Raw genomic sequence first — 22,389 nt, 5'->3', positions numbered from 1 at the left:
GTTGCGCGCGGCGCGATCCCGGAGAACCCGGCCGAGCTGCTGGTGAGCGAGCGCATGCAGCAGTTCCTCGCGAAGACGAGCGACTACGACATCGTGCTGATCGACACACCGCCCGTGCTGGCCGTATCCGACGCGACCGCGCTCGCGGATAGCTGCGGCACCGTGTTGCTGGTCACGCGCTTCGAGACGACTTCCATCGCGCAGGTGCTGGAGGCGACCAAACAACTCAAGCAGGCGAATGCCCGGGTGAAGGGTGTGATCTTCAACGGGATCGATACGGACGTCTATCGTTACAGTCTGGGCGCGCGCGCCGGCCTCTATCGCAATGCTTCCTATCTCGACGCATTGCCGGCCAGCGGAAAGACGCAGAAAGGCTAGCTTTCAGGCGACCACCATCGTCGTGTAGAGCGAAGAAAAAATTCACCCGGACTTCGACGTAGATAAATTGTGAATATCAAACATTCGATCGTAAGTGTCGCTGGCGTGGTGCTGAGTCAGGCGCTCAATTTCGTTTCAATTCTATTGATCGGGAAGTTTTGCGGACCGACGGCTCTGGGGTACTTCAGCCAACTCATGGCAGGTGGTCTTTTTATCGGGTCGGTGATCGGCTTGCGTCTGGAGGTCGCATGCATGGCGGCGGACAAGGCGCAAGCCGTGCGCGCAATGACGAGTTCCAGCGCGGTCGCCATCATGATCGGCGTGGCACTGGTGGTGGCCACCGCAGCCGCCGGTCACACGGAATACATACCGGTTATCGGTTTGGCACTTGGCGTGTTCCTGCAACAGGCATTGTGCGGAGCGCTCACCACCGAACGAAAGTACACGCAGATCGCGACGATCCGATTCTTTCCCAATGCCGCGTTCGCCGTCTACTTTGTCGGCATGGTGATGTTTTCCAAAGGCGAGGTGAGCGGCACCACCGTATTCAACATCTATAGCTGGATTTTTCTGGCCTCGTCCGTTGTGCCGGCCGCGATCTGCCTTTATTCGGGCCGCCAGATGATCCCGGTGTCCTTCCTTAAGTTCTCCACGCTTCAGATCCAGTATGCAAAATTCGGTATTCCGACCACTACGCTGAATTCATTCGTGATCTATGCGTCCGCGATCCTGATGCCGATGATCTTCGATCATCGTGACGCCGGCATCTTTGCGCTGGCGTATCGCGTGGGTTACTTCCCTGCGTCTCTTTTGTCGCAAAGTCTGGGCGCCGTCTTCCGCCGCGATCTGATCGATTATTTCGACGGCCACAGAAAAGACGGAGTGAATCCGTCGAAGCAGTTCTTTACTATGCTGACGTTGATCAGCATTTCTCTGGTGGCGGCGTGCTATGCAGGCCTTAGCCTCATTATCCACGTGAAGATGGGCGACGAATGGGAACCGTCGATGTCGGTGTACCTGATCTTTATTCCCTATTTCATCACGATGGCGATCTATGGCTCGATGGCTCAGGTATTCATTGTTGCGAACCGGTTGAAGATCGACATGGTGATTCAAATGGTCAACGCCGTATCGATTTTCCTGATCTTTGCGACGGCTCATTTCCTCGGCGTCGGTTTCATCCAATCGCTTGTTCTGCTCAGTGTCTGTGGAACGCTTGTGGCAAGCGTGGGTACTTACCAGGCGCTCAAGATCGGCAAGGGACCGGACGCCTATCTGAATCGACAACCTAGCTTTGAAGCGCCGTGACAGGCGAGTCGCTCAATCGTTCAGGGAAAGAGAATGCGCATTGTAAAACTCCCCGGCATCATCGGCAGGAATGCGAGTCCAGGCGTCTCGGCGGCGGTCTGGTTCATTCTATTCATCGCGCTGTATGCGATCTCCGCGTTTCACGATAGCACCTTGCCGGCGCGGTTTCTTTTTGACGAACTGGTGATCTACGACCGGATGAAGACCGTCACGGCTTTCAAGGCGTTTGGCGACTCATTCGACAATCTCGCGTGGTTTTTCAACTTTTTCGGCCTCCAGAGTTTCTCGATTTCGTTGGTGGGCTTTCTCGCGTCGACTATCGGCATGTTTTTCGCCATCTGGAGGTCTGGTGTCACTTCGCTGAAGCCGACCGAGTTCTTTCTGGTCGCCTTCTGGCTCGTCAACCAGACTGTCTACATCGGCGTTCCGTCAAAAGAAGTGGTTATTTCGATTCTGGTTCTGTTGTTGCTGTTTTACAACTCATCGCGCGCGATATTGGCTTTGTTTGTAGTCCTTGCGACGCTGGTGGCCGTGTACTTCAGGTCGTACTGGGCTATTACACTGGTCGCGACCGTGTTTCTTTATTTGGCGCCAAACGGCTTCAGAAAGCCGATTTCATTGATCCTTTTCGCACTTGCTATGTTTGTGATTGTGGCGTTCGTGTTCCAGAAGGCCTATGGCGAATCACTGGATTTCGCGAGGCAGAATGCCAATGAGTGGCGGGATCCTGAGGAAGTGGGGTCGATGATCGTGCAGTTCATTCCGGGCAGCAGTATGTTCGTCGGCGTGGCAAACGTGGCCATCACACTGGCGACGTTCGTTTTGCCGGTGCGGTTGATCACGTCGGGTTCTCCGCTGCAAATGCTGGGCGGCATTGGCGTGTTTTTTACCTTTGCGGCCGTGTTCTTGCGATATCGCTCCGCCGCGACACTATTTCCGGTGGGCCGATTCGAGACGCTGTGTTTTTGTTTTCTGGTTAGTTTCCTGTCAACGCAAGCTATCTTCGAGCCGGACTACGGATCATTCCTGCGACATCTTTCGCCGGTGTCGCCGTTGATCATGCTTCTCGTCCTGCGGCTCTCATTGGAAGGACACTTGACTGTATCGGCTGAGAGTGCCGCGCTAGTGAACGACGACATCCATCACCGGTCCGCATTGTCGAGGCATCGCAGCGCCTCCTGATTCGCTATGACGGGCCGCGTACAGCGTGGCCACGGAAGGCCAGCGCGCTCGATTACTAACCTCCGCGGATTCCGGCGGAACGCTCGCCGGACTCGTCGACTTCGATAAGTTCCCAGAGAGAAACCCTTCCTCCCGTTGGGCTTCATCGACCCACACCTATTAGAGCCGTGCATCCCACGCGGGGCGGCACTTCTGTGGCGCCGTCACCACCGCAAGCGATTCGAATCCCACCGTAAAGCTTTCAAAAGGCAAAAGCCTTTGCTACCATCGCGCCTCATGAATGCGAATCAATCGCATTTGCAACCGACAGAGGCGCTTGCTCGCTGGTAGACATGAAAAATCAAAAAACCACACGTCCAACAAGGCTCACACTCCATCGTCACATGCAGATTGCGGTTTGGCTGGCCTTTGCCGGCGCCGCGCAATCCGCTTTCGCGCAAAGCGCCTCCAGCGGGGAAGAAGCCGCGACGCCGGCCAGTAGCCCAGCTGCCACGGCGACGGCCGCTAGCGGCGGCGATCAGGCGCTACCGGCCGTCAACGTCAGCGCGGCCGCCCAGACGGATTCGCCGATGCACTTGCGCACGCCGGTGTCGGTCGGTGCGCTGGGTACGCGCTCGCAGCTCGACACGCCGTTCTCGACCACGGTCGTGACCGGCGAGGAACTCGCCGACCGTCAGGCGAACAAGCTCGGCGACGTGTTCGCGGTCGACGCATCGGTCACCGACAGCACCAATGCGTACAGCGCGTGGGCCACGTACATCTCGATTCGCGGCCTGCCGATCGATTGGCAGAACGGCTTTCGCATCAACGGCAATCCGTTCATCTCGTACGGCATCACGATGCCTTATGAAAACCTCGAACGCGTCGAACTGCTGAAGGGCCTTGGCGGTTTCATGTACGGTTTCGTGCAGCCGGGCGGGGTCGTCAACTACGTGACGAAGAAGCCGGCGGATCAGCCGGTGACGAGCGTGTCGGCCGGCTACCGGATGGACAGCGTGTTCAGCCAGCACGTCGATCTCAGCCGGCGCTTCGGTCCGGACGACATGTTCGGCGCGCGCGTGAACTACACGCACGAGGCCGGCAAGACCTACAACGCGGGTGACATCAATCGCAATTCGCTGGCGGTGTCGCTCGACGGCCGCCTCACGCGCGACGTCGACGTCTACTTCGACGCGATCTATCAGCAAAGCCGCTCGAGCGGCCAGACCCCCGCGATCTACACGGGCAGCCTTACGGGCACGAGCCTGCCCGCGCCGGTCAGCGGCGGCACCAACCTGCTCGGCGGCACCGATCAGCATCTGAACACGAACCTGCAGTTGTACACGGCGGGCGTCAGGTATCAGATCACGCCGAATTGGTCGTTCAACACGTCGGCGAGCTACAGCAAGTCGTCGCGCGACCGCAACGAAAGCACGCTGACGCTGCTGAACCAGGCGGGCGACTACACCGACAGCCGCTGGAACGGCGACGAAGGCCACCAGGACATCTACTGGCAGGGAGTATTCGAAGGCACGGTGAAGACCGGCCTCTTCACGCATCAACTGGCGCTCGGCGCGTCGTGGCAGTACCAGACGAACGACTACAGCGCCGTTTCGAATTACTTCACGCTGGGCAGCGGCAACCTGTATCAGCCAAACCCGTGGCGCTTTTATTCGGGCGCCGGGCTCGACAAATATCGTGCGAACGAGATCACGCAGAAGGCGCTGTTCGCGAGCGACACGATCCAGCTGACGGATCGCTGGTCGCTGCTCACGGGCCTGCGCTACACGAACTACGATCAGCAGTCGTACCACATCAACGGTTCGCTGTCGTCTTCGTACGGGCAGAACGGCGTGCTGACGCCGACCGTCGCGCTGATGTACAAACTGGAGCCGCACACCACGCTCTACGCGAGCTACGTGGAGTCGCTCGAGCAGGGCGCGATGGTGGCCGACATCTACGCGAACGCCGGCGCGCTGCTGCGTCCACTGCGCTCGCGTCAGTACGAGGTCGGCATCAAGAGCGAGCATGAGCGCTGGGCGGCGACGGCCGCGCTGTTCCGCATCGAACGCGGAGCCGCGTACGCGAACAGCCAGAATGTCTACGTGCAGGACGGCAACTCAATCTACCAGGGTCTCGAAGCGGGCAGCAGTGTGCGCCTCGGCCGCAACTGGCAGGTGACCGGCAACCTGATGCTGCTCGACACCTGGTACGCGAAGGGACAGGCCTTCAACGGCAACCGGGTGGCCGGAGCGCCGCTGTTCGTCGCCGCCGGCCGCGTGACCTACGACGTGCCCGCCGTGCCGGGCCTGCAGCTCGGCGCGGACGCGAAGTTCACCAGCAGCACGAAGGTGCGTCCAGCAGGCGACCTGCAGACGAGCGGCTACATGATCGTGAACGTCGGAGCGAACTATTTGACGCGAATCGGTGGGCACGACGTGACGCTGCGTGCGGCGATCGACAACATCACCAATCGCCGCTACTGGATGTTCCAGTACACGGACTACATCGCGCCGGGCGATCCGCGCATGGTCAGCGTGAACGCGAAGATCGATTTCTGATCCTGACCAAAGTCAACGGGCTCACTGCGCGCCGGCGCGCATGGCCCGGTATTCCCGCTGCACGATGTCCATCAGTTCCGCCACCGAAGTCAGCGCGCTCTGTTGCTCGTAGGTCACGCGGCCTCGCTGCATCAACATGATGCGATCCGCGATATCGAGCGTCTGCGCATAGTTGTGCATGATCATGATGATCGACAGGCCGCCTTTTTCCTTCAGGCGCATCAGCAGGTCGATGATGAGCCCCGCCTCGCGCGCGCCCATCGCGGCGAGCGGCTCGTCGAGCAACAGGATCTTCGCGTTCGAATGCACCGCGCGCGCCACGGCGATCGCCTGGCGCTGGCCGCCCGACAGACGCTCCACGGGCAAATCCACCGAAGGCACGTGCACGCCGATATCGTCGAGACATTGCGCCGCGCGCTCGCGCATCTGCTTGTGATCGAGCAGCCTGAACGGTCCGCGCCGCACGATTTCGCGGTTCAGGAACATGTTGTGGTAAATGCTCAGCGAATTCGCGAGCGCGAGATCCTGATACACGCATTCGATGCCGAGCGAACGCGCATGATCGACCGAGCGCAACAGCGTCTCCTCGCCGTCGATGTGGAGCGTGCCGCTCGTCTGCTGATGAAAGCCAGTGAGAATTTTCACGAGCGTGGACTTGCCCGCGCCGTTGTCGCCGAGGATGCCGAGGATCTCGCCCTTGCCGAGCGTGAGCGAGACGCCGTCGAGCGCCGTCACCGCGCCGAAGCGTTTGACGAGATTGTCGCCGCGCAGCGCGAGCGGCGTATTCGCCGCGCCGAGCGCAGCCGAGGTGGCATTCACCCCTGCAGAGGAGGTTTGCGATTGGTCCATCAGCGTCCACCCTTGCGGCGAATGCGCCCGACGTGGATGTTGAAGATCATCGCCGCCAGAATCGCGGCGCCAAGAATGATGTTGAACGTAAACGCGTTGATGCCGATCAGCGTAAAGCCGTCGTTGAGAATGCCGAGCACCGCTGCGCCGATGAGGCCGCCCACGATGGTGCCCGAGCCGCCCGTCAGCGGCGTGCCGCCGATCACGGCCGCGGCCACGGCAAGGAACATAATCTGGTTGCCGCCCGCCTGCGGGTCGATCGAGGTAATGCGAAAGGCTTCGAGCATGCCGGTGAAGCCCGCCAGCACCGCGGCGAGAATGAAGTTGCCGAGGCGCAGCCGCTTCACATGAATGCCGGCCTCGCTCGCGCCGAGCGGATTCGCACCCGCGGCCTGCGTGTGCAGGCCCCAGCGTGTATGCCGCAACAGCACGTGCATCGCGAACGCGATCACGAGGGTCCAGATGATCTCGCTGTAGCCCCACGCGCCCATGACCGCGGCGAACGCGGGCGAGCCCGGCGTGGGGGCGGGCGTGCCGCGCGAGATCGTGAGCGTGATGCCGTTGATCAGAAAGAGCGTACCGAGCGTCGTGACGAAAGAGGGCAGTCGCAGCCACACCGTCACCGCCCCATTCACGAAGCCGACCATTCCCGCCGCCACGAGCCCCGCGATTACGGCGAGCCACATCGGCGCGCCCGCGTCATTCGCGAACACCATCATGAATGGCGCGAACGCGAACACCATGCCCGCCGACAGATCGATGTCGCCGCCGATCATCAACATGATTTCGCCGAACGCGATGATCGCCACTGGTGCGATGAACTGCGACAGGTTGACGAGGCTCGCGTTGGTGAGCAGGAAATCGTGGTTCGCGAATTCGAAGTAGGCGGCCAGCAGCACGGCCACGAGCAGAATGCGCAGCTCGGCCGCCCATTGAGACGCGAATGAAACGCCCGCGCGCCGGGGCGCGCGGACTGCTTCGGTGTTGCTGGTTTCGTTCACTGTATTCATCAGGACTTGATTGCGCCGGACCGCGGGACGATTTGCTGCTTATCGGTCTTGCCTTCGAAGCGAGTCGAGGTATTGAGGTACGGCTCGACGTTCTCCTTGGTCACGAACTTCAGGCCGGTATTGATTTCGGCCGGCCCGACGAGGCCGCCCGAGCTGAGGAACACGAACGCCTGCATCACCGTATAGAAACCTTGAACGTACGGCTGCTGGTCGATGGTGAAGTCGAGGTAGCCTTCGTGGATCAGCTGGATCGTGGTCGGCAGCAAGTCGAAGCCGCCGCCGTGCACGCCCTTCGCGGGGAGGTTCGATTCCTTCATCACCTGCGCAACGCCCTGCGTGCTGCCCGCATCCACGGCGAACATGCCCTTCAGGTCCTGGTGTCCCAGATAGAACGCCTTGATCTTCGACAACTCCTCGTTGACGGTCGCGCCCGTGGCCACGGTCTGAATGTCGATCTTCTTGCCGGACTTCTTGATCGCGTCGCTCGCACCGTCCATACGCGGCTGGATGTTGAGCTGCCCCGGCGTCGCAATGAACAGCGCGACCATGCCGCTGTCGATCAGGCTCACGATGCGCTCGCCCATCTGGTAGCCGGACAGATACAGGTCCTGGCCGATATACGCGAGGCGCGGATTCTTCTTGCCGCGCGGCGCGTCGGCGTTATAGGCGAACACCGGAATGCCGGCGTCGAGCGCAGCCTGGATGGGCTTGTCGAAAGCGCTCGGATCGACGATCGGCACCGCGATGGCGTCGGCCTTCGCGGCGATCGCCGAATTCACGGCGCGGACCATTTCGCCGGCGTCGGAGGTGGCCGAGCCGGTCCACTGATAATCCATGTTGAGCAGCGAGCAGGCATCCTGAATGCCGTATTGCGTCGGCACGAAGAAGGGGTTGGTGGTGACGTGATTGACGAACACGATCTTCCACTTCTTGTGCGACGGAAACGCCGACTCCGCCGCTTGCGCGCTGCCGATCAGCCCGCCCGCGCCGCCTAGCGCTCCCATCAGCGAGAGCGCCGCGCCGAGTCCGGCGCCCTGCATCAGCCCGCGCCGCGTCGGATTGATAGAGTTGTTGTCTTGTTGCTGGTTGTCATCCCGTTGCTGTGCCATCTCATCCTCCGATTCTTGTCTTCGTTGGTCGATGCGATCGACGTTGGGTCGATCGTGTGCAGATGCTGGAAGGCACCGGGAGTGCGCTGGGCGGCGCGAGACTTTGGCGTGGCGACGTGCAACCCCGATTCGAGGCGCTCGATACGCGCCGTGCGGTACCGCAAAAATGTTAGTGCAGTGCGGTTGCACCGCCTAATCCATGTATACCCGCACCATTCCGAAGAGTGGGACGGCGGGGTCGCGAAGTTGTGGATAGTGGCGCCCGACGGGGTGCAATGGATGGTCTGCGCCGCTGTCGGCGGACTGGCGAAAGCGCGGCGCGGCACCGGGTGGCGCACTGCAGCACACAGGACGCGGACGCGGCCGCCGCTTCGTGGTGCGCGGCGCTCAAAGCGTTTCGCCCGCCAACACCGTCGCCACATGCGCACGCAGCGTCGGCAGCACTTCGCCTTCGAACCACGGATTGCGCTTGAACCACGCGACATTGCGCGGCGACGGATGCGGCAGCGGCATCAGATGCGGTCCAAACTCGGCCCACCTGACGAGCGTATCGGTCGAGGTCGGGCCAAACGCGTCGCCGAGACCGAAGCGCTGCGCGTATTGTCCGATCAGCAGCGTCAATTTCACCGACCGCATCCGCGCGAGCAATTCGCGATGCCAGCGGCTCGCGCACTCGGGACGCGGCGGCAGATCGCCGCTCGCGCCGCGGCCCGGAAAACAGAAGCCCATCGGCACGATGGCGAATTTCGAAGCGTCGTAGAAGGTCGTGTCGTCGACGCCGAGCCATGTGCGCAGGCGCGCGCCGCTCGCGTCGCTCCACGGCACCCCGGACGCATGCACGCGCGCGCCCGGCGCTTGCCCGATGACCAGAATCCGTGCGCTGGCGGACGCCGCGAGCACGGGTCGGGGCGCGTGCGGCAGCATGGGTGCGCACAGCGTGCAGGCGCGGATATCGTGAAGCAGCGTGTCGAGCGAGGTGTCGTGTTTCGACTTACGTTTGGTGGTAACGGCCATAAAGCGATGCGGGGTGACTGGCGTGCAGTCGTGTCGTGAGTCGGCTCAGTTCTGGGCCTCAGCCGGATAGATCAGCGTGCCGTCGGCCTGGGGCTCGGCGCCAGGCGTCATCGTGGCGGCGTTCGTGTGATGCGCGTCCATGATGTGCAGCACGGTTTCATCGTGCATCAGCAGATAGTCCGTAATGATACGCCGGTGGCAACGCCACCAGACCGCTTCCGAGCACATGATCGCGCAGCGCTGCCGATGACCGAGCGTCCGCAGTTGCTTCAGTCCCTCGCGGAACGCGTCGCTCATTGCATAGTCGGCATAGTTGCGAAAGGCCGGATGCGTCCAGTACGCATTCGGCGACGGCGCGTCATCCTTGTGCCTGCTGCGGCGTCCGCCGAGCGCCGCGAGATGCACGTAGTCGATATGTTCCGCCGCGAGCGAGGCGGGCAGCGTGTCGCGATTGAACTGCGGGTTGGTCCGCGAGCGCGGGATGCTGCGCACGTCGACGAGCAAGGCGATCTGTTCGCCTTTCAGTAAGTCGACGAATTCCTGCAGCGGACGCGTCGAGTGGCCGATCGTGTAAAAAGGGCGTTTCGTTTTCATGCGTGTCTCGCCGACGCTGATAGCGGCGACGATTCCTACACGTCTACAACCTTTGGCGCAGTAAGGTCAACTGCGTCCCGATTCAGGCGCCGCACGTGCCATGCCTGAGAAGCCGGGTAGCCATCATCCCGGCATCCGGTACAACCTTGCTCCCGCGAGTCAGAGTTGCAACAATGCACCCGCGACGGCAGCCGCGCGGCACGCCGTCGCCCGCGTATTTTCTTTCGACCCGCTTGCACCATGACCGACGGCCTGCCCAATCCCCAACGCGCGTTTGCGTACCTCGCGATCGCCATCGCGATGACGATGTCGGTGCTCGACACATCCATCGTCAACGTCGCGCTGCCCACCATCAGCAACGACCTGGCGGTATCGCCCGCCAATGCGATCTGGGTCGTCAACGCGTATCAGCTGGCGATCACGGTGTCCTTGCTGCCGCTCGCGGTGCTCGGCGACAGCCTCGGCTACAAGCGCGTCTACTGCTGCGGACTCGTGCTCTTCACGCTGGCGTCGTTCGCCTGCGCTAATGCGCACACGCTGCTGGTGCTGGCGGTCGCCCGCGTGTTCCAGGGCTTCGGTGCGGGCGGCATCATGAGCGTGAGTATCGCGCTGGTGCGCTTCGTTTTTCCGAAGGCGCGGCTGGGCGTCGGCGTCGGTTTATCGTCGCTGGTGGTGGCCGTTTCGTCGGCGGCGGGTCCGAGCATCGCGTCGGCGATTCTGTCGGTCGCGCACTGGCAGTGGCTGTTCCTCGTCAACGTGCCGCTCGGCGTCCTGGCGCTGTCGATCGGCGCGCGCACCTTGCCGGTGACACCGACCTCGGGCGCTCGCCTGAGCGGCCTGAGCGTCCTGCTCAACGCGCTCACCTTCGGCCTGCTGATCTCGGGTCTCGCGGCTTTCAACCAGCCGGGCGCGACGCAGCGCGGCGCCGTGATGGTTGCGCTCGCACTGGTGGCCGGCGTGCTGTTCGTGCGGCGCGAAAGCCGCCTCGCGAAGCCGATGCTGCCCATCGACCTGCTGCGCATGCCGGTGTTTTCATTGTCGATGGCGACGTCCATCTGCTCGTTCGCGGCACAGACGATGGCGTACATCGTGCTGCCGTTCTATTTCGAGCAGACGCTGAAGCTGTCGGAAACCCAAACCGGCTTTCTGATGACACCGTGGCCGCTCGTGACCGCATTGATCGCGCCGGTCGCGGGCCGGCTGTCCGACCGGTGGGCGCCGGGACGCATCAGCAGCGTCGGGCTCGTCGTGTTCGGCTGCGGACTCGCGATGCTCTGCCAGCTCGGCGACACGGCGACGCGTTTCGACATCGTGTGGCGGCTCGCGGTATGCGGCCTCGGCTTCGGCATCTTCCAGTCGCCGAACAATCGCGTGATCATCGGCAGTGCGCCGCGGCATCGCAGCGGCGGCGCATCCGGCCTGCAAGCGATGGGTCGTCTGCTCGGCCAGTCGAGCGGCGCGGTGGTGGTGTCGATCGTGTTCGGGCTCGTGCATGGCCGGCACCTGACGCTGATTGCCGGCATTGGCGCGGCGCTCGCGTTGGTCGCGGCCTGCGTGAGTTCGATGCGGCGCATGACGGAGTACAGCGACGCGCCGCAGGAACAACAGGCTCCGCCGACGCGGCCGGTCTCCGAGCGTTGATGCAGGTGCGGCGTCGTTGCGCCACCGGTGCACCTACGCGAGATTCGAAGGCGCCGCTTTCAGCACGTCGACGTGCTTCGGAATCAGGCCGAGATCGAGGAACGTATCGGCGATCTGTTGCTGCTCGCCGAGAATCGCGCGGGTAATCGGCTGCGTGCCGAACTGCTGACGCTGCACCGCCGCGTCCACGACCTGCTTCGGCAGACCCCATAGCTGCGCGAGTTCGCTCGCGAGCTGATCCTTGTTTTGCCTGCCCCACTGATCGACCTTGTCGAGTTCTTCGATCACGATGCGGATCACGTCGGGATTGTTCGCCGCATAACTCTGCGACGAGAAGTAGAACGCCCGATTGCCGACCACGCCGCTCGCATCGGCGATCACGCGAGCGCCGAGCGAATGCTCCGCCGCGGCGAAAAACGGATCCCAGATGACCCACGCGTCGATCGACGCGCGCTCGAACGCCGCGCGTGCATCGGCGGGCGCGAGGAACACGAGCTTTACGTCGCCGTATTGCAGGCCATGCTGACGCAGCAGCTTGACGAGAAAGTAGTGGACGTTGCTGCCTTTGTTAAGCGCGATCCGTTTGCCCTTCAGGTCCGCGACCGAGCGGATCGTCGATTGCGGCGGCACCAGCACCGCTTCCGACTGCGGCCGCTTGTCGGTCGCCGCCACATAGGCCAACGGTGCGCCGGCGGCCTGCGCGAAGATCGGCGGTGCTTCGCCGACGTCGCCGAAATCGATCGAGCCGACGTTCAGTGCTTCCAGTTGCACGGGGCCCGCCGCGAACTCGGTCCATGTCACCGATACGTTCAGCGGCGCGAGCCGCTTCTCGAGCGTACCCCGGCCCTTCAGCAGATTCAGATAACCCTTCTGGTTGCCGACGCGCAGCGTGCGCGCGTTGCCTTGCGCGAACGAAAGCGGCGCTGCCGCGGCCGCCGCGGCGCCGAGCGAAAGTTTCAGGAAGGTGCGGCGGTCGTGGGGCGTTCTGATAATGGACATGACGGGCGATACGATCAGGAGGGCAATGAAGAGGACTGAATGCGCGGCGGCCGAAGCGCCGCCGCTCGAGTCGTGCGTGATCCGCGTGTCGGGTCAGTGTTGCGGCGCGCCGTCCCATGCCGGCAGCGTGGCGCCGTGATAGACGGTCAGGATCGCCGAGGCGACGTTGGCCTGCTGGTAGCTGTCGACGATCGTCTTCACCCACGCAGCGTTCGCGTCTTTCGCGTTGACCGCGATGAAGTTGCGATACGGGTTGCCCGGCACCTTCTCCTGCGCGATGCGTTCCTGCGGAATCTTGATGCCCGCCTTGATCGCCCAGTCGGTATTGACGACGGCGGCGTCGAGGTCGCCGATCGCACGGCCGACGATGCCCGCGTCGAGCTCCTTGATCTGGATGTGCTTCGGATTGTCCGCGATGTCGCGCGCGGTCGGCAGCAGGCCGACGTCGGGGCGCAGCTTGATCAGCCCGTTCGCTTGCAGCAGAAGCAGCGCGCGGCCTTCGTTGCTCGGATCGTTCGGCACGCCGATGGTCGCATTCTGCGGCAGCGCCGCGACCGATTTCACCTTGCGCGAGTAGAGACCGATCGGCTGCACATAGGTATAGCCGACGGGCACGATCTGATAGTGGCGCGCGGCGATCTGCGCATCGAGATAGGGCTTGTGCTGGAACGAGTTTGCATCGAGGTCGTGTTCAGCGAGCGCTTCGTTCGGCTGCGTATAGTCGGAGAAGGTCGTGATCTTGACGGTGATGCCCTGCCTGGCCGCGTTGGCGGCGACCGCACGCCACACGTCTTCGTCCTCGCCGGACATGATGCCGACTCGCACCGTTTGTCCTGCCGCAAGCGCCGGTTGAGCACCGACGATGCCGCAAGTAACGAGAACGGAGAGAAGTGCGGCCCTGAGTGCTTTTGTCGTAGTCATGCTTGGAATGCGATCGAAGTGAAGGTCACCAGATCGTAGAGACGCGCTCGTTAGCGCACAAATAATATCGAGCGCTATCGTTATCGCGGTTGAGCGTAAGCGGACAACCCGTCGTGTCGGCACCGCCGGACCGACATTGCATGGGCGGCGCAAAGCATTGCACAAATGCTTGTTTGCACAAGCGCGCGCTGCTGACTAGATTCGACGCATGCCATCAGCAGGAGGGCGCACGATGTCATTGAATCTCGCATCGTTCTATCGGCGGGCCGTGTCCGGCTCCTTCGAAGCCGTGCGGCAGCGGGTCCATCGCGACCGGCCGCGCAACGATCCCGAGCGCCTTGAGCGCATTGCGACTTACGCGCGCGCGGGGTATTTCAATATGGGCTATACGCTCGAATCGTTTAGCGTGATCGCGGAAATCGCACCGGATTGACGGTGTCATCGGATGGCCGTGGCAATTTTTTCTAATCCGCGCGCGGCATATCGCTCGCCGTCATAACCATAGTCGCAATCGGCTTTGATCGGGACGCGCGCACTACCTATACTCGTGCGCTTGTCGATCAACCCAGGCCGCCTCGCCGGCACGAGCATGTCGCGACATCCACGTATCACTAGCGACGCGCATGATGCGTCGAAACCCGCGTCGCCGCGTCGGCGCCTGTTGGGCGGTCTCGCGTTGTCCGCGTTGGCCGCGCCGAACCTGAAGGCGGCGACGCTGCTCAAGCCGCTGGGCGTCGATCCTTGGACACAAACACCCGGCGCGCCGATTCTCGAGCATCCGTACGGGCTGCCGTCGCCGCGCGAGTCGAACGTGATTCGCCGTGCCGCGCGGGCGTGGCCGATGCCGGGCGCCGCATCGTCGCTGACGCCGCTCGCGGATCTGCATGGCTCGATCACCCCGAATGGGCTCGTCTATGAGCGGCATCATGCCGGGGTGCCCGATATCGATCCCGACGCGCACCGGCTCGTGATTCACGGTCTCGTGCGCGAGCCGAAGCTCTTCACGATGGACGATCTGCTGCGCCTGCCTTCGGAGTCGCGCATTCATTTTCTCGAGTGTTCGGGCAACACGGCGAGCGAATGGAAAGGACCGAGCGGGCTGCCCGTGCAGATCACGCATGGACTGCTGTCGTGCTGCGAGTGGACCGGCGTCAGGCTGTCGACGCTGCTCGAAGCCGTCGGCGGACGCACGCCGACCAGCGACGGCGCAAAGCCGCAGTGGCTGCTCGCGGAAGGCGCAGACGCCGCCGCGATGACGCGCAGTTTGCCGCTCGAGCGGATTCTCGAGCGCGCGCTCGTCGTCTATGCGCAAAACGGCGAACGCCTGCGGCCGGAGAACGGCTATCCGCTGCGTCTGTTGGTGCCGGGCTTCGAGGGCAATACCAACGTGAAATGGCTGCGGCGGCTGAAAGTCGTCGATGCGCCGTTGCAGACGCGCGAAGAAACGTCCAAATACACGAGCATTCTGCCCGACGGCCGCGCGCGTCAATTCGTGTTCGAGATGGATGCGAAGTCGGTGATCACGCGGCCTTCCGCCGGACAGCGGCTGACCGCGCAGGGCTTCTATCCGATCGTCGGGCTCGCGTGGTCGGGGCGCGGAGCGATTCGCAAGGTCGAGGTATCGACCGACGGTGGAGCGACATGGCAGGCCGCGGTGCTCGACGAGCCGGCGCGCGATCGCGCGTTGACCCGCTTCCAGGCCGGCTTCGTGTGGAACGGTGCGCCGAGCGCCATCCTGTCGCGCGCAACGGATTCGACCGGCTACGTTCAACCGACGCGCGAGGCGCTCGTCGCGGCCCGTGGACTGAACTCGAACTATCACTACAACGGCATTCAGCAGTGGCGCATCGAAGCCGATGGGAGCGTTAAAAATGCGTGAGCCTGTGCAGTTCGGTGCTTCGAAATCGAAAACGATGCGCGCTCTGCTGGCATGGGTCACGGCTAGCAGTCTGCTCGCTGGCTGTTCGTCTTCATTCGATGCAACCCGCGACGTGCAGTACCCTGCCGCCGCGCAAGCGCGCTGGCGTTCATCCGTCGACGCGATCGGCAAGCCTGTCAGCGAATCCGCTCTGAGCGCATGGAATATCGATGTCGCGCCGAACGGCCAAGGCTTGCCCACCGGCAGCGGCGACGTCGCAACGGGTGGCCGCATTTTCGCGGCGAAATGCGCGGCCTGTCATGGCGCGAAAGGCGAGGGGCTGATCGGCGATCAACTGATCGGTGGAGCGGGCACGCTCGCGACCGCGAATCCGAAGCGCACCGTTGGCAGCTACTGGCCGTATGCGACGACGCTGTTCGACTATATAAACCGGGCGATGCCGTATAACGCGCCGCAGTCGCTGAGCGCGGATGAGGTGTATGCGCTCAGCGCGTGGATCTTGAACCGCAACGGTATCGTTCCGGACGATGCGCGTCTCGACGCGCATTCGCTCGCCGCTATCCGTATGCCCAACCGGGATGGCTTCGTGCCCGACCCTCGACCGGGCAAGCTTTGACAAGAATTCGACCGACGGGCTTATTGAAGCGGTAAGCCCATCAAGCCTGCGGCGGCAACAGCGCCGCAAGCAAGCGGCGCAACTGCGCCAATTCGCTTGCCGTCAGTCGTTCAGTGAGAATGCGCTCGACCTGCTCGACGCGCGGACGCAAGGCCGCAAGTTGCTTCTTGCCGGCAGCGGTGAGATACAACACATAACTGCGCTTGTCGACAGGATCGTCGGCGCGCTCGATCTGGCCATTGCGCACCATACGTGCAACGAGATCGGCGATCGTCGAACGATCCACATCGAGTTTGTCTCCGAGTTGCCGCTGACTGACGCCAGGTGTCTCGTGCAAGACCTCTAGCGCCGCGTACTGCACGCTCGTGATCTCAGCGGAGACCTCACTCAGCCAGACCGCTGCATGGCGCTGTTGGGCACGGCGCACCAGGCTGCCAGTAAATTTCGGGAGCGCGCCGGCGTCTTCAGGTTTGATCGGCAATTTCGGAGTGTCGGATTTAGTTATGGTTTAACGCGCGCGAAAGATGGGCCGGAAGAAGGCGTTCAACTCCGCGTATGCATTCAATGGAAGAACATGGGCCACGTATTGGTCGGGACGTACCACCACGAGTGCACCTTGTTCGCGATCGATGCCGCGCTCGTCGAAGATATCAGTCGTCGCGTCGCTCGTAAATGCCTTTTCGTAGTCGATCAGGCCGTGGCGACCCTTGCGCGGCAGCAGCAGAGCAGGGATGTCCTGGAGACGGACTTCGCGATGCGGCTGTTGCAATACCGCGCGCAGATCGAGAACGCTGTCCACGTCTGCATCCTTCGGCGTAAAGAGCCGCAAAACGGATTCCGGCGACTTGTCGAGATACTCGCACAACGCATTCAGCGCACGACCCGATGCGTCCGCAAAAGCGTACAGACGCCAACGGCCGTCCGCTTGCGCGGCATGCCCGAGATGGAACGGCTTCGCGTCAGCGAGGCGAACCACAGGCGACGAGTGAAAGCGCGTGCCGATCGTAAAGCCTTTGGCGAGCGCCTGATGCGTCGCTTCACCGGTCAGGGTGGCCGGCCGGTAACGCGTCGCGACACCAGCCGTGTAGCGGCCAGCGCGAACGAAGTACGCCTGGAGCTCAGCGGGATCGACACCGCCTGCTTCGGGCCGGTTGGGGTCCTTCGGCGGAGCGGCCATCATTGCCGACCATTCCTTGTCGAAATCGATCAGCTCCTGCGCGATGGGTTGGCGCTCGTCCGAATACGTGCGCAGCAGATCGGCGTCGCTGCGGCCTTCCAGCACCGCGCCGAGCTTCCAGCCCAGATTGAAGCCGTCCTGCATCGACACGTTCATGCCTTGGCCCGCTTTGGCGCTATGCGTATGGCAGGCGTCGCCCGCGATGAACACGCGCGGTTCGCGTGAAGTGCCGTCGGCGGCGATAGCGTCGTCGAAGCGGTCGGTGAGACGCTGACCGACCTCGTAGACCGAGAACCACGCTACTTCTTTAACGTCGAGCGTATAGGGATGGAGGATGCTCTGCGCCGTCTCGATGATGCGATCGACCGTGATCTGCTTGAGGTTGTCGCGATTCTCCGGCGTGACGTCGCCGAGGTCGACATAGAAGCGAACCAGATATCCGCCTTCACGCGGAATGATCAGCAGGTTGCCCTTGCTCGCGGATTGAATCGCCGCTTTCAGCCGGATGTCCGGGAAGTCGGTAACGGCCAGCGCATCCATCACGCCCCACGCATGGTTGGCCGCGTCACCGCGTAGCGTTTGTCCGATGGCGGTGCGTACCCGGCTGCGCGCGCCGTCGCAACCGACGACATAGCGCGCGCGCACGGTCACGGTCTCGTCGAGACGCGCGGGATCGGTGCGCCGCAGCGTGACCAGCACCGGGTATTCGTTCGTATCGTCGCGCTGGACGTCGACCAGTTCGAGGCCGTAGTCCGGCTCGATCCGGCGCGCGGAGCGACGCATCACGTCGAGCAGATACTCCTGGATACGCGCCTGATTGACGATGACGTGCGGAAATTCCGACAGTCCCGTTTCGGTATCCTGAACTCGGCCGGTACGACTGATCGCGCCGCGGTCAGTTGCATCGGGTCGCCAGAATACCGTTTCATTGACCCAATAGGCTTCTTGCAGCAGGCGATCTGCGAGGCCGAACGCATTGAACATCTCGACGGTACGGCACGCTACGCCATCGGCCTGTCCCATCTGCAACGGTCCGTCACGACGTTCGACGATGCGCGTGTTGATCGACGGGAATTGCGACAACTGCGCCGCCAGCACGACTCCGGCAGGGCCGCTGCCGACGATCAGCACGTCGACCTTCTCCGGCATCTGCGCAGCATGCGCGTTGCTGATGGCTGGCTCGATCGTCGGATCGCCGACCCGGAAACCGTTGAGATGAAATTGCATACCGTCCTCCTCCGTTCAGTAAATATCTGCTGAACGCGAATATACTCCGTACCCCAACCATTTTGAAGTACTTCGTGCGAGGATGGATGTTTACCCTGGTTTGGAAGAGCCCACCTGGATCGTCTGATTCAATGGCCGTGCCAATGGCCTCCATGGCCACCCCAGTAACCGCCAATGCCGATGCCCAGGCTCACGGCCGGCGGCGCGACGTAGTACCCGGGGGCATAGCCGTAGGCGGGTGCTGGCTCATATCCATAGCCATAGCTGGGCGGCGGCGGGGCGACGACGCACCCCGCGAGGCCGACCGATACGATGGTTGCAAAGAGTAGTCTGCTCATGATCGTTGTCCTCCAATCATGGAGGGCGTGCAAGTTTCGGTCCAGCCGCTTTGCGCCACCACGTCGACAGAACCCATTCGTCGGCGGAGAAGTAAAGCGGCAGCTTCGCCGGATAGGCGAGGCTATTCCGGTACGCGATGCGATGGACCGCGGAATACCAGTGCGGGATCACGTAATAGCCGTTCATCAACACCCGGTCGAGCGCGTGGGTCGCATCGACGAGCTGCTCGTCCGTTTGCGCGCCCAGCACCTTGCGCAGGATCGCGTCGATGGCCGGCGACTTCACACCGGCGAGATTGTCGGAGCCGGGCTCGTCCGCGTACTGGCTGCCGAAGCGCGATAGCTGCTCGGTGCCCGGCACCTGCACGTCAGGCAGACGTACGGTCGTCATGTCGAAGTCGAACGCGTCGATGCGCTTTTGAATCAGTGCGAAATCGGCGGTGCGAAAGTTCATCGTGATGCCGAGCTTCTGCAGATTGCGGCCGAACGCCGCGGCGACCGGCTCCATCGACACGCCGCCACCCGTGTCGCCGAGCAGCTCGAAGACGAACGGCTGACCGTTCGCGTTACGCAGCGCGCCGTCGCGATACGTCCAGCCCGCCTGCGCGAGCAGCTCGCGCGCCTTGATCAGGTTGGCGCGCAGCGATCCGGGCGGATCGGTGTCGGGCTGTTGCGGCATCTCGCCGAACACGGCGGGATCGAGTTGATTGCGCAACGGCTCCAGAATCGCGAGTTCGCCTTCGCTGGGTTTGCCCTTGGCCTGCAGGGCCGTGTTGACGAAGAAGCTGTCGGTGCGCTTGTACTGATCGTAGAAAAGCTGCCGGTTGAGCCACTCGAAGTCGAACGCGAGATCGAGCGCCTCGCGCACGCGCACGTCCTGAAAGAGCGGCCGCCGCAGGTTGATGAAAAATCCCTGCATGCCCACGCCGTTGTGATGAGGAAACTCGCGCTTGATCAGCTCGCCACTGTCGAAGCGCTTGCCGATATCGCGCCGCACCCAGCTCTGTGCGGTGTGTTCGACGAGCACGTCATACTCGCCCGCCTTAAACGCTTCGAGTTGAGCGACCGCGTCCGCATACAGCTTGTAGTCGATGCGCGCGAAGTTGTGCGTGCCGACGCGGACGGGCAGCGACGCGCCCCAGTAGTTCGGGTTGCGCTCGTAGCTGATGGTTCGGCCGTTGTCGTATCGGTCGATCAGATAGTCGCCGCTTGCGATCGGCTTCTCGAACGCGAGCTGATCGAAAGGAATGCGCGTGCCGTCCGGCCGCATGCCCCACTTGTGCGAAAACACCGGAATTCCGCCCGCGAGCAGCGGCATCTCGCGTGTCGCGACCTTGAAATCGAAGCGAATCGTGAGCCGGTCGATTACCACCGCCCGCGCGATCTGCGCGAAGTACACCGCGAACTGCGGCAGCGCCTGCGGACTTTTCAGGGTGTCGAACGAGAACTTGACGTCCGCTGCGGTGACGGGGTCGCCGTTCGAGAAGCGCGCTTTCGGATTGATGTGGAAGGTTGTCGACAGGCCGTCCCTGGCGACGTCGATGTCGTCGGCGAGCAGGCAGTACGCGCTCGCCACTTCGTCGGCGCTGCCGGTCGTCAGGCTTTCGAACATCAGTCCCAGTCCCGGTGCGGGATTGCCTCGCAGCGTAAATGGGTTGAATTTGTCGAAGCTGGTCAGCCGGTTCGGATTCGCGAGAACGAGCGCACCGTCGCGTGGGGCGTCGGGATTGACGTAGTCGAAGTGCTTGAAATCAGCGGGATATTTGGGCTCGCCGTATTGCGCGATCGCGTAGACCGCGCAAGCGGGATCGGCACTCCACATCGCCGATCCGCTCAGCACGAGCGCGACCATCAAGCGCCATCTGTTGGAGGAGCGGATCGTTGGACCAGTCAAAACTGCGTCCCGGTATCCGCACCGGTGCATCCACACGGCAGACGATCGCGCGGCGCGCATCAGCCGCTCGCGCCCGTCACGACATCCCGATACGACGGATGTCCGGCTGGATGTCTGATGGCGGATGGCATGGTGGACATGGCTTTTCCTTTCGATGCTGGAGCCGGTGCCATCGTGATCTGCATTAGCCGTGCCTGAAGGATCGTCTATCCCGATTGCGGCGCGAACACTCGTTTCGCGGCGCGCAACCTGACTCTGCGACGCCAGCGACAACCAGTCAATCACGCATCACCGTCGCATCACATCGCCTTTGACGCCCGCCATCAACGCGCCCCCGCTAAGCACAAGCAGCCCAGCAAGAATATAGACGGCGAGATCCATACTGCCCGTCGCCGTGCGTATCTGCCCGATCACCCACGGGCTGACGATGCCGCTCGTGATGCCAATGCTGCTAATGAACGCAATGCCAGACGCAGCCGCTTTGCCAGACAGATAGCTGGTAGGAACGGCCCAGAAGATTGGCAGCGCCGCGAAGATCAACACAGAGGCCAGCGACAAAATTGCCAGCATCGCGGCAAAGCTGTTCAGGTGCAGTGTAAGCGCCGCGAGCGCGAGACCACCGACCACGGTGCAGAAAGCGAAATGTTTCCGCCGTTCCCCTGTTCGATCCGAGCGGCGCGCAACTAGAATCAGACCCACCGCGCCGATCGCATTCGGCACCACCGTATAGAGACTCACCGCGACCACATCCTGAACGCCGAAATCACGGATCATCAACGGCATCCAGAAGTTGAGCGTCAGCGATGCACAGGTCAGCGAAAAATAGATGAACGCGAACAGATAGACGCGCGGATTGAGCAACGCCGCAGCGAAGCTGCGACCGTCACGCCCACTGTTTTTCCCCTGGCCTTGCGCGCACAGAGCGACGAGCCGATCCTTTTCAGCCTGCGTGAGCCAGCTCGCGTCGTGCGGCTTGTCGAGCAGAAAGCGCCACGACAGGAGTCCGAGAATTACAGCCGGTGCGCCTTCGATCGCAAACATCCATTGCCATCCGAACAGGTTCAGCACGCCGCTCATGTCGCGCATGATCCAGCCGGAGAAAAGTCCGCCGAGCACGCCCGCGACCGCCACGCCTGCGAAAAACACCGAAATCACGGCGGCGCGCCGGCTGGCCGGAAACCAGTACGTCAAGTACAGCACGATGCCGGGGAAAAAGCCCGCCTCGAACACGCCCAGCATGAAGCGCAGTACGTAGAAGTGCGCGGGCTTCGACACGAACATCATGCACATCGACGCGATGCCCCACAGCAGCATGATCCGCATGAAGGTTTTACGCGCGCCGTATTTGGCCAACAGAATATTGCTCGGCACCTCGCACAGAACGTACCCGACATAGAACACGGCTGCGCCGAGTCCGTACATCGCGTCGCTGAAGCCGAGATCATGCTTCATCTGCAATTGCGCGAAGCCGATGTTGATCCGGTCCAGAAACGACACGACGTAGCAAAGAAACAGAAACGGCACGATGCGCCACGCGACCTTTCTGAACATCGAATCGTCGCTCGCGACCGACGCGGCGTGGCCAATGACGTTGCCATCGAGGGAATGCTGCATGTCTCGCTCCAGGTGCCAAGCGCGCCTGTGCGAAGACGAGCGCGCCCGAGGCGTCTAGCGCGCCTTCATGGTTTGAACGGGATAAGGAAAGACCGGAGG

At 62.6% G+C, this 22,389-nt stretch carries 20 protein-coding genes; 8 read left to right on the top strand and 12 right to left on the bottom strand.

The window, feature by feature from the left end:
- The 4 genes from ACLFKU_RS18930 to ACLFKU_RS18915 form a co-directional block, all read left to right on the top strand.
- Positions 1 to 378, top strand: a 378-nt coding sequence (locus tag ACLFKU_RS18930) for a tyrosine-protein kinase family protein (protein ID WP_410850094.1), incomplete at its 5' end; no start/stop codon positions are given.
- A 69-nt stretch (positions 379 to 447) separates the two neighbouring features.
- Positions 448 to 1,686 carry a lipopolysaccharide biosynthesis protein gene (locus ACLFKU_RS18925; protein ID WP_410850093.1) on the top strand — a complete coding sequence of 413 codons (1,239 nt, stop codon included), beginning with the start codon at positions 448 to 450 and terminating at the stop codon, positions 1,684 to 1,686.
- A 33-nt stretch (positions 1,687 to 1,719) separates the two neighbouring features.
- Positions 1,720 to 2,868 carry a hypothetical protein gene (locus ACLFKU_RS18920; protein ID WP_410850092.1) on the top strand — a complete coding sequence of 383 codons (1,149 nt, stop codon included), beginning with the start codon at positions 1,720 to 1,722 and terminating at the stop codon, positions 2,866 to 2,868.
- A 383-nt stretch (positions 2,869 to 3,251) separates the two neighbouring features.
- On the top strand, positions 3,252 to 5,408 hold the full coding sequence (locus tag ACLFKU_RS18915) for a TonB-dependent siderophore receptor (protein WP_410850091.1): 2,157 nt from the start codon (positions 3,252 to 3,254) through the stop codon (positions 5,406 to 5,408).
- A gap of 21 nt (positions 5,409 to 5,429) precedes the next feature.
- Here the strand turns inward: ACLFKU_RS18915 and ACLFKU_RS18910 are convergent, their stop codons facing one another.
- The 5 genes from ACLFKU_RS18910 to ACLFKU_RS18890 form a co-directional block, all read right to left on the bottom strand.
- Positions 5,430 to 6,257, bottom strand: coding sequence for an ATP-binding cassette domain-containing protein (locus ACLFKU_RS18910; protein WP_368583943.1), 828 nt, complete (start codon positions 6,255 to 6,257; stop codon positions 5,430 to 5,432).
- Positions 6,257 to 7,267 (bottom strand): ABC transporter permease, encoded by a 1,011-nt coding sequence (locus ACLFKU_RS18905; protein ID WP_410850090.1) that lies wholly within the window; start codon positions 7,265 to 7,267, stop codon positions 6,257 to 6,259. The genes ACLFKU_RS18910 and ACLFKU_RS18905 overlap by 1 nt, the downstream gene beginning before the upstream one ends.
- Entirely contained in the window at positions 7,267 to 8,376 is a 1,110-nt protein-coding gene (locus ACLFKU_RS18900; protein WP_410850089.1) for a sugar ABC transporter substrate-binding protein, read from the bottom strand. The genes ACLFKU_RS18905 and ACLFKU_RS18900 overlap by 1 nt, the downstream gene beginning before the upstream one ends.
- Positions 8,377 to 8,763: 387 nt before the next feature.
- Positions 8,764 to 9,390, bottom strand: coding sequence for a uracil-DNA glycosylase family protein (locus ACLFKU_RS18895; RefSeq protein ID WP_410850088.1), 627 nt, complete (start codon positions 9,388 to 9,390; stop codon positions 8,764 to 8,766).
- A gap of 45 nt (positions 9,391 to 9,435) precedes the next feature.
- Positions 9,436 to 9,984 carry a DUF488 family protein gene (locus ACLFKU_RS18890; RefSeq protein WP_410850087.1) on the bottom strand — a complete coding sequence of 183 codons (549 nt, stop codon included), beginning with the start codon at positions 9,982 to 9,984 and terminating at the stop codon, positions 9,436 to 9,438.
- A gap of 240 nt (positions 9,985 to 10,224) precedes the next feature.
- On the opposite strand from ACLFKU_RS18890, the gene ACLFKU_RS18885 reads away from it, so the two are divergent.
- Positions 10,225 to 11,625 (top strand): MFS transporter, encoded by a 1,401-nt coding sequence (locus tag ACLFKU_RS18885; RefSeq protein WP_410850086.1) that lies wholly within the window; start codon positions 10,225 to 10,227, stop codon positions 11,623 to 11,625.
- Between the two features lie 33 nt (positions 11,626 to 11,658).
- Here the strand turns inward: ACLFKU_RS18885 and ACLFKU_RS18880 are convergent, their stop codons facing one another.
- Entirely contained in the window at positions 11,659 to 12,624 is a 966-nt protein-coding gene (locus tag ACLFKU_RS18880) for a sulfonate ABC transporter substrate-binding protein (RefSeq protein WP_410850085.1), read from the bottom strand.
- A gap of 93 nt (positions 12,625 to 12,717) precedes the next feature.
- Positions 12,718 to 13,545 (bottom strand): MetQ/NlpA family ABC transporter substrate-binding protein, encoded by an 828-nt coding sequence (locus ACLFKU_RS18875; protein WP_368583936.1) that lies wholly within the window; start codon positions 13,543 to 13,545, stop codon positions 12,718 to 12,720.
- Between the two features lie 232 nt (positions 13,546 to 13,777).
- Between ACLFKU_RS18875 and ACLFKU_RS18870 the strand changes: the two genes are divergently transcribed.
- The 3 genes from ACLFKU_RS18870 (at position 13,778) to ACLFKU_RS18860 (ending at position 16,040) form a co-directional block, all read left to right on the top strand.
- On the top strand, positions 13,778 to 13,978 hold the full coding sequence (locus ACLFKU_RS18870) for a hypothetical protein (protein ID WP_368583935.1): 201 nt from the start codon (positions 13,778 to 13,780) through the stop codon (positions 13,976 to 13,978).
- 156 nt (positions 13,979 to 14,134) lie between these two features.
- Positions 14,135 to 15,424: a sulfite dehydrogenase gene (gene soxC / locus ACLFKU_RS18865; protein WP_410850084.1), complete on the top strand. Its 1,290-nt coding sequence runs from the start codon at positions 14,135 to 14,137 to the stop codon at positions 15,422 to 15,424.
- On the top strand, positions 15,417 to 16,040 hold the full coding sequence (locus ACLFKU_RS18860) for a c-type cytochrome (RefSeq protein WP_410850083.1): 624 nt from the start codon (positions 15,417 to 15,419) through the stop codon (positions 16,038 to 16,040). The genes soxC and ACLFKU_RS18860 overlap by 8 nt, the downstream gene beginning before the upstream one ends.
- Positions 16,041 to 16,080: 40 nt before the next feature.
- Here the strand turns inward: ACLFKU_RS18860 and ACLFKU_RS18855 are convergent, their stop codons facing one another.
- The 5 genes from ACLFKU_RS18855 to ACLFKU_RS18835 form a co-directional block, all read right to left on the bottom strand.
- A complete protein-coding gene (locus ACLFKU_RS18855; RefSeq protein WP_013094239.1) occupies positions 16,081 to 16,521 on the bottom strand; it encodes a MarR family winged helix-turn-helix transcriptional regulator in 441 nt (146 codons plus the stop codon).
- Between the two features lie 27 nt (positions 16,522 to 16,548).
- On the bottom strand, positions 16,549 to 18,444 hold the full coding sequence (locus ACLFKU_RS18850) for an FAD-binding monooxygenase (protein WP_410850082.1): 1,896 nt from the start codon (positions 18,442 to 18,444) through the stop codon (positions 16,549 to 16,551).
- A 128-nt stretch (positions 18,445 to 18,572) separates the two neighbouring features.
- Positions 18,573 to 18,782, bottom strand: a complete 210-nt coding sequence (locus ACLFKU_RS18845) for a hypothetical protein (protein WP_368583932.1) — start codon at positions 18,780 to 18,782, stop codon at positions 18,573 to 18,575.
- Positions 18,783 to 18,798: 16 nt separating this feature from the next.
- The gene (locus ACLFKU_RS18840) at positions 18,799 to 20,634 is read right to left on the bottom strand and encodes an extracellular solute-binding protein (protein WP_410850081.1); all 1,836 of its coding nucleotides are present in this window, start codon (positions 20,632 to 20,634) and stop codon (positions 18,799 to 18,801) included.
- 330 nt (positions 20,635 to 20,964) lie between these two features.
- On the bottom strand, positions 20,965 to 22,290 hold the full coding sequence (locus ACLFKU_RS18835) for an MFS transporter (RefSeq protein WP_410850080.1): 1,326 nt from the start codon (positions 22,288 to 22,290) through the stop codon (positions 20,965 to 20,967).
- Positions 22,291 to 22,389: the final 99 nt, after the last annotated feature.

Origin of the sequence: Paraburkholderia sp. EG304 (assembly GCF_046543485.1) — a bacterium.
GTDB lineage: Bacteria > Pseudomonadota > Gammaproteobacteria > Burkholderiales > Burkholderiaceae > Paraburkholderia > Paraburkholderia youngii.
Note: the sequence above shows the minus strand (reverse complement) of the source record. Positions and strands in the feature narration are given on the sequence as shown.

What these genes read in the sequence shown, in the direction of transcription:
- ACLFKU_RS18840 (WP_410850081.1), bottom strand. Translation starts at nt 20,634, where the DNA reads ATGGTCGCGCTCGTGCTGAGCGGATCGGCGATGTGGAGTGCCGATCCC.
- ACLFKU_RS18870 (WP_368583935.1), top strand. Translation starts at nt 13,778, where the DNA reads ATGTCATTGAATCTCGCATCGTTCTATCGGCGGGCCGTGTCCGGCTCC.
- ACLFKU_RS18845 (WP_368583932.1), bottom strand. Translation starts at nt 18,782, where the DNA reads ATGAGCAGACTACTCTTTGCAACCATCGTATCGGTCGGCCTCGCGGGG.
- ACLFKU_RS18890 (WP_410850087.1), bottom strand. Translation starts at nt 9,984, where the DNA reads ATGAAAACGAAACGCCCTTTTTACACGATCGGCCACTCGACGCGTCCG.
- ACLFKU_RS18920 (WP_410850092.1), top strand. Translation starts at nt 1,720, where the DNA reads ATGCGCATTGTAAAACTCCCCGGCATCATCGGCAGGAATGCGAGTCCA.
- ACLFKU_RS18905 (WP_410850090.1), bottom strand. Translation starts at nt 7,267, where the DNA reads ATGAATACAGTGAACGAAACCAGCAACACCGAAGCAGTCCGCGCGCCC.
- ACLFKU_RS18910 (WP_368583943.1), bottom strand. Translation starts at nt 6,257, where the DNA reads ATGGACCAATCGCAAACCTCCTCTGCAGGGGTGAATGCCACCTCGGCT.
- ACLFKU_RS18875 (WP_368583936.1), bottom strand. Translation starts at nt 13,545, where the DNA reads ATGACTACGACAAAAGCACTCAGGGCCGCACTTCTCTCCGTTCTCGTT.
- ACLFKU_RS18880 (WP_410850085.1), bottom strand. Translation starts at nt 12,624, where the DNA reads ATGTCCATTATCAGAACGCCCCACGACCGCCGCACCTTCCTGAAACTT.
- ACLFKU_RS18895 (WP_410850088.1), bottom strand. Translation starts at nt 9,390, where the DNA reads ATGGCCGTTACCACCAAACGTAAGTCGAAACACGACACCTCGCTCGAC.
- ACLFKU_RS18900 (WP_410850089.1), bottom strand. Translation starts at nt 8,376, where the DNA reads ATGGCACAGCAACGGGATGACAACCAGCAACAAGACAACAACTCTATC.
- soxC (WP_410850084.1), top strand. Translation starts at nt 14,135, where the DNA reads ATGTCGCGACATCCACGTATCACTAGCGACGCGCATGATGCGTCGAAA.
- ACLFKU_RS18915 (WP_410850091.1), top strand. Translation starts at nt 3,252, where the DNA reads ATGCAGATTGCGGTTTGGCTGGCCTTTGCCGGCGCCGCGCAATCCGCT.
- ACLFKU_RS18860 (WP_410850083.1), top strand. Translation starts at nt 15,417, where the DNA reads ATGCGTGAGCCTGTGCAGTTCGGTGCTTCGAAATCGAAAACGATGCGC.
- ACLFKU_RS18835 (WP_410850080.1), bottom strand. Translation starts at nt 22,290, where the DNA reads ATGCAGCATTCCCTCGATGGCAACGTCATTGGCCACGCCGCGTCGGTC.
- ACLFKU_RS18885 (WP_410850086.1), top strand. Translation starts at nt 10,225, where the DNA reads ATGACCGACGGCCTGCCCAATCCCCAACGCGCGTTTGCGTACCTCGCG.
- ACLFKU_RS18850 (WP_410850082.1), bottom strand. Translation starts at nt 18,444, where the DNA reads ATGCAATTTCATCTCAACGGTTTCCGGGTCGGCGATCCGACGATCGAG.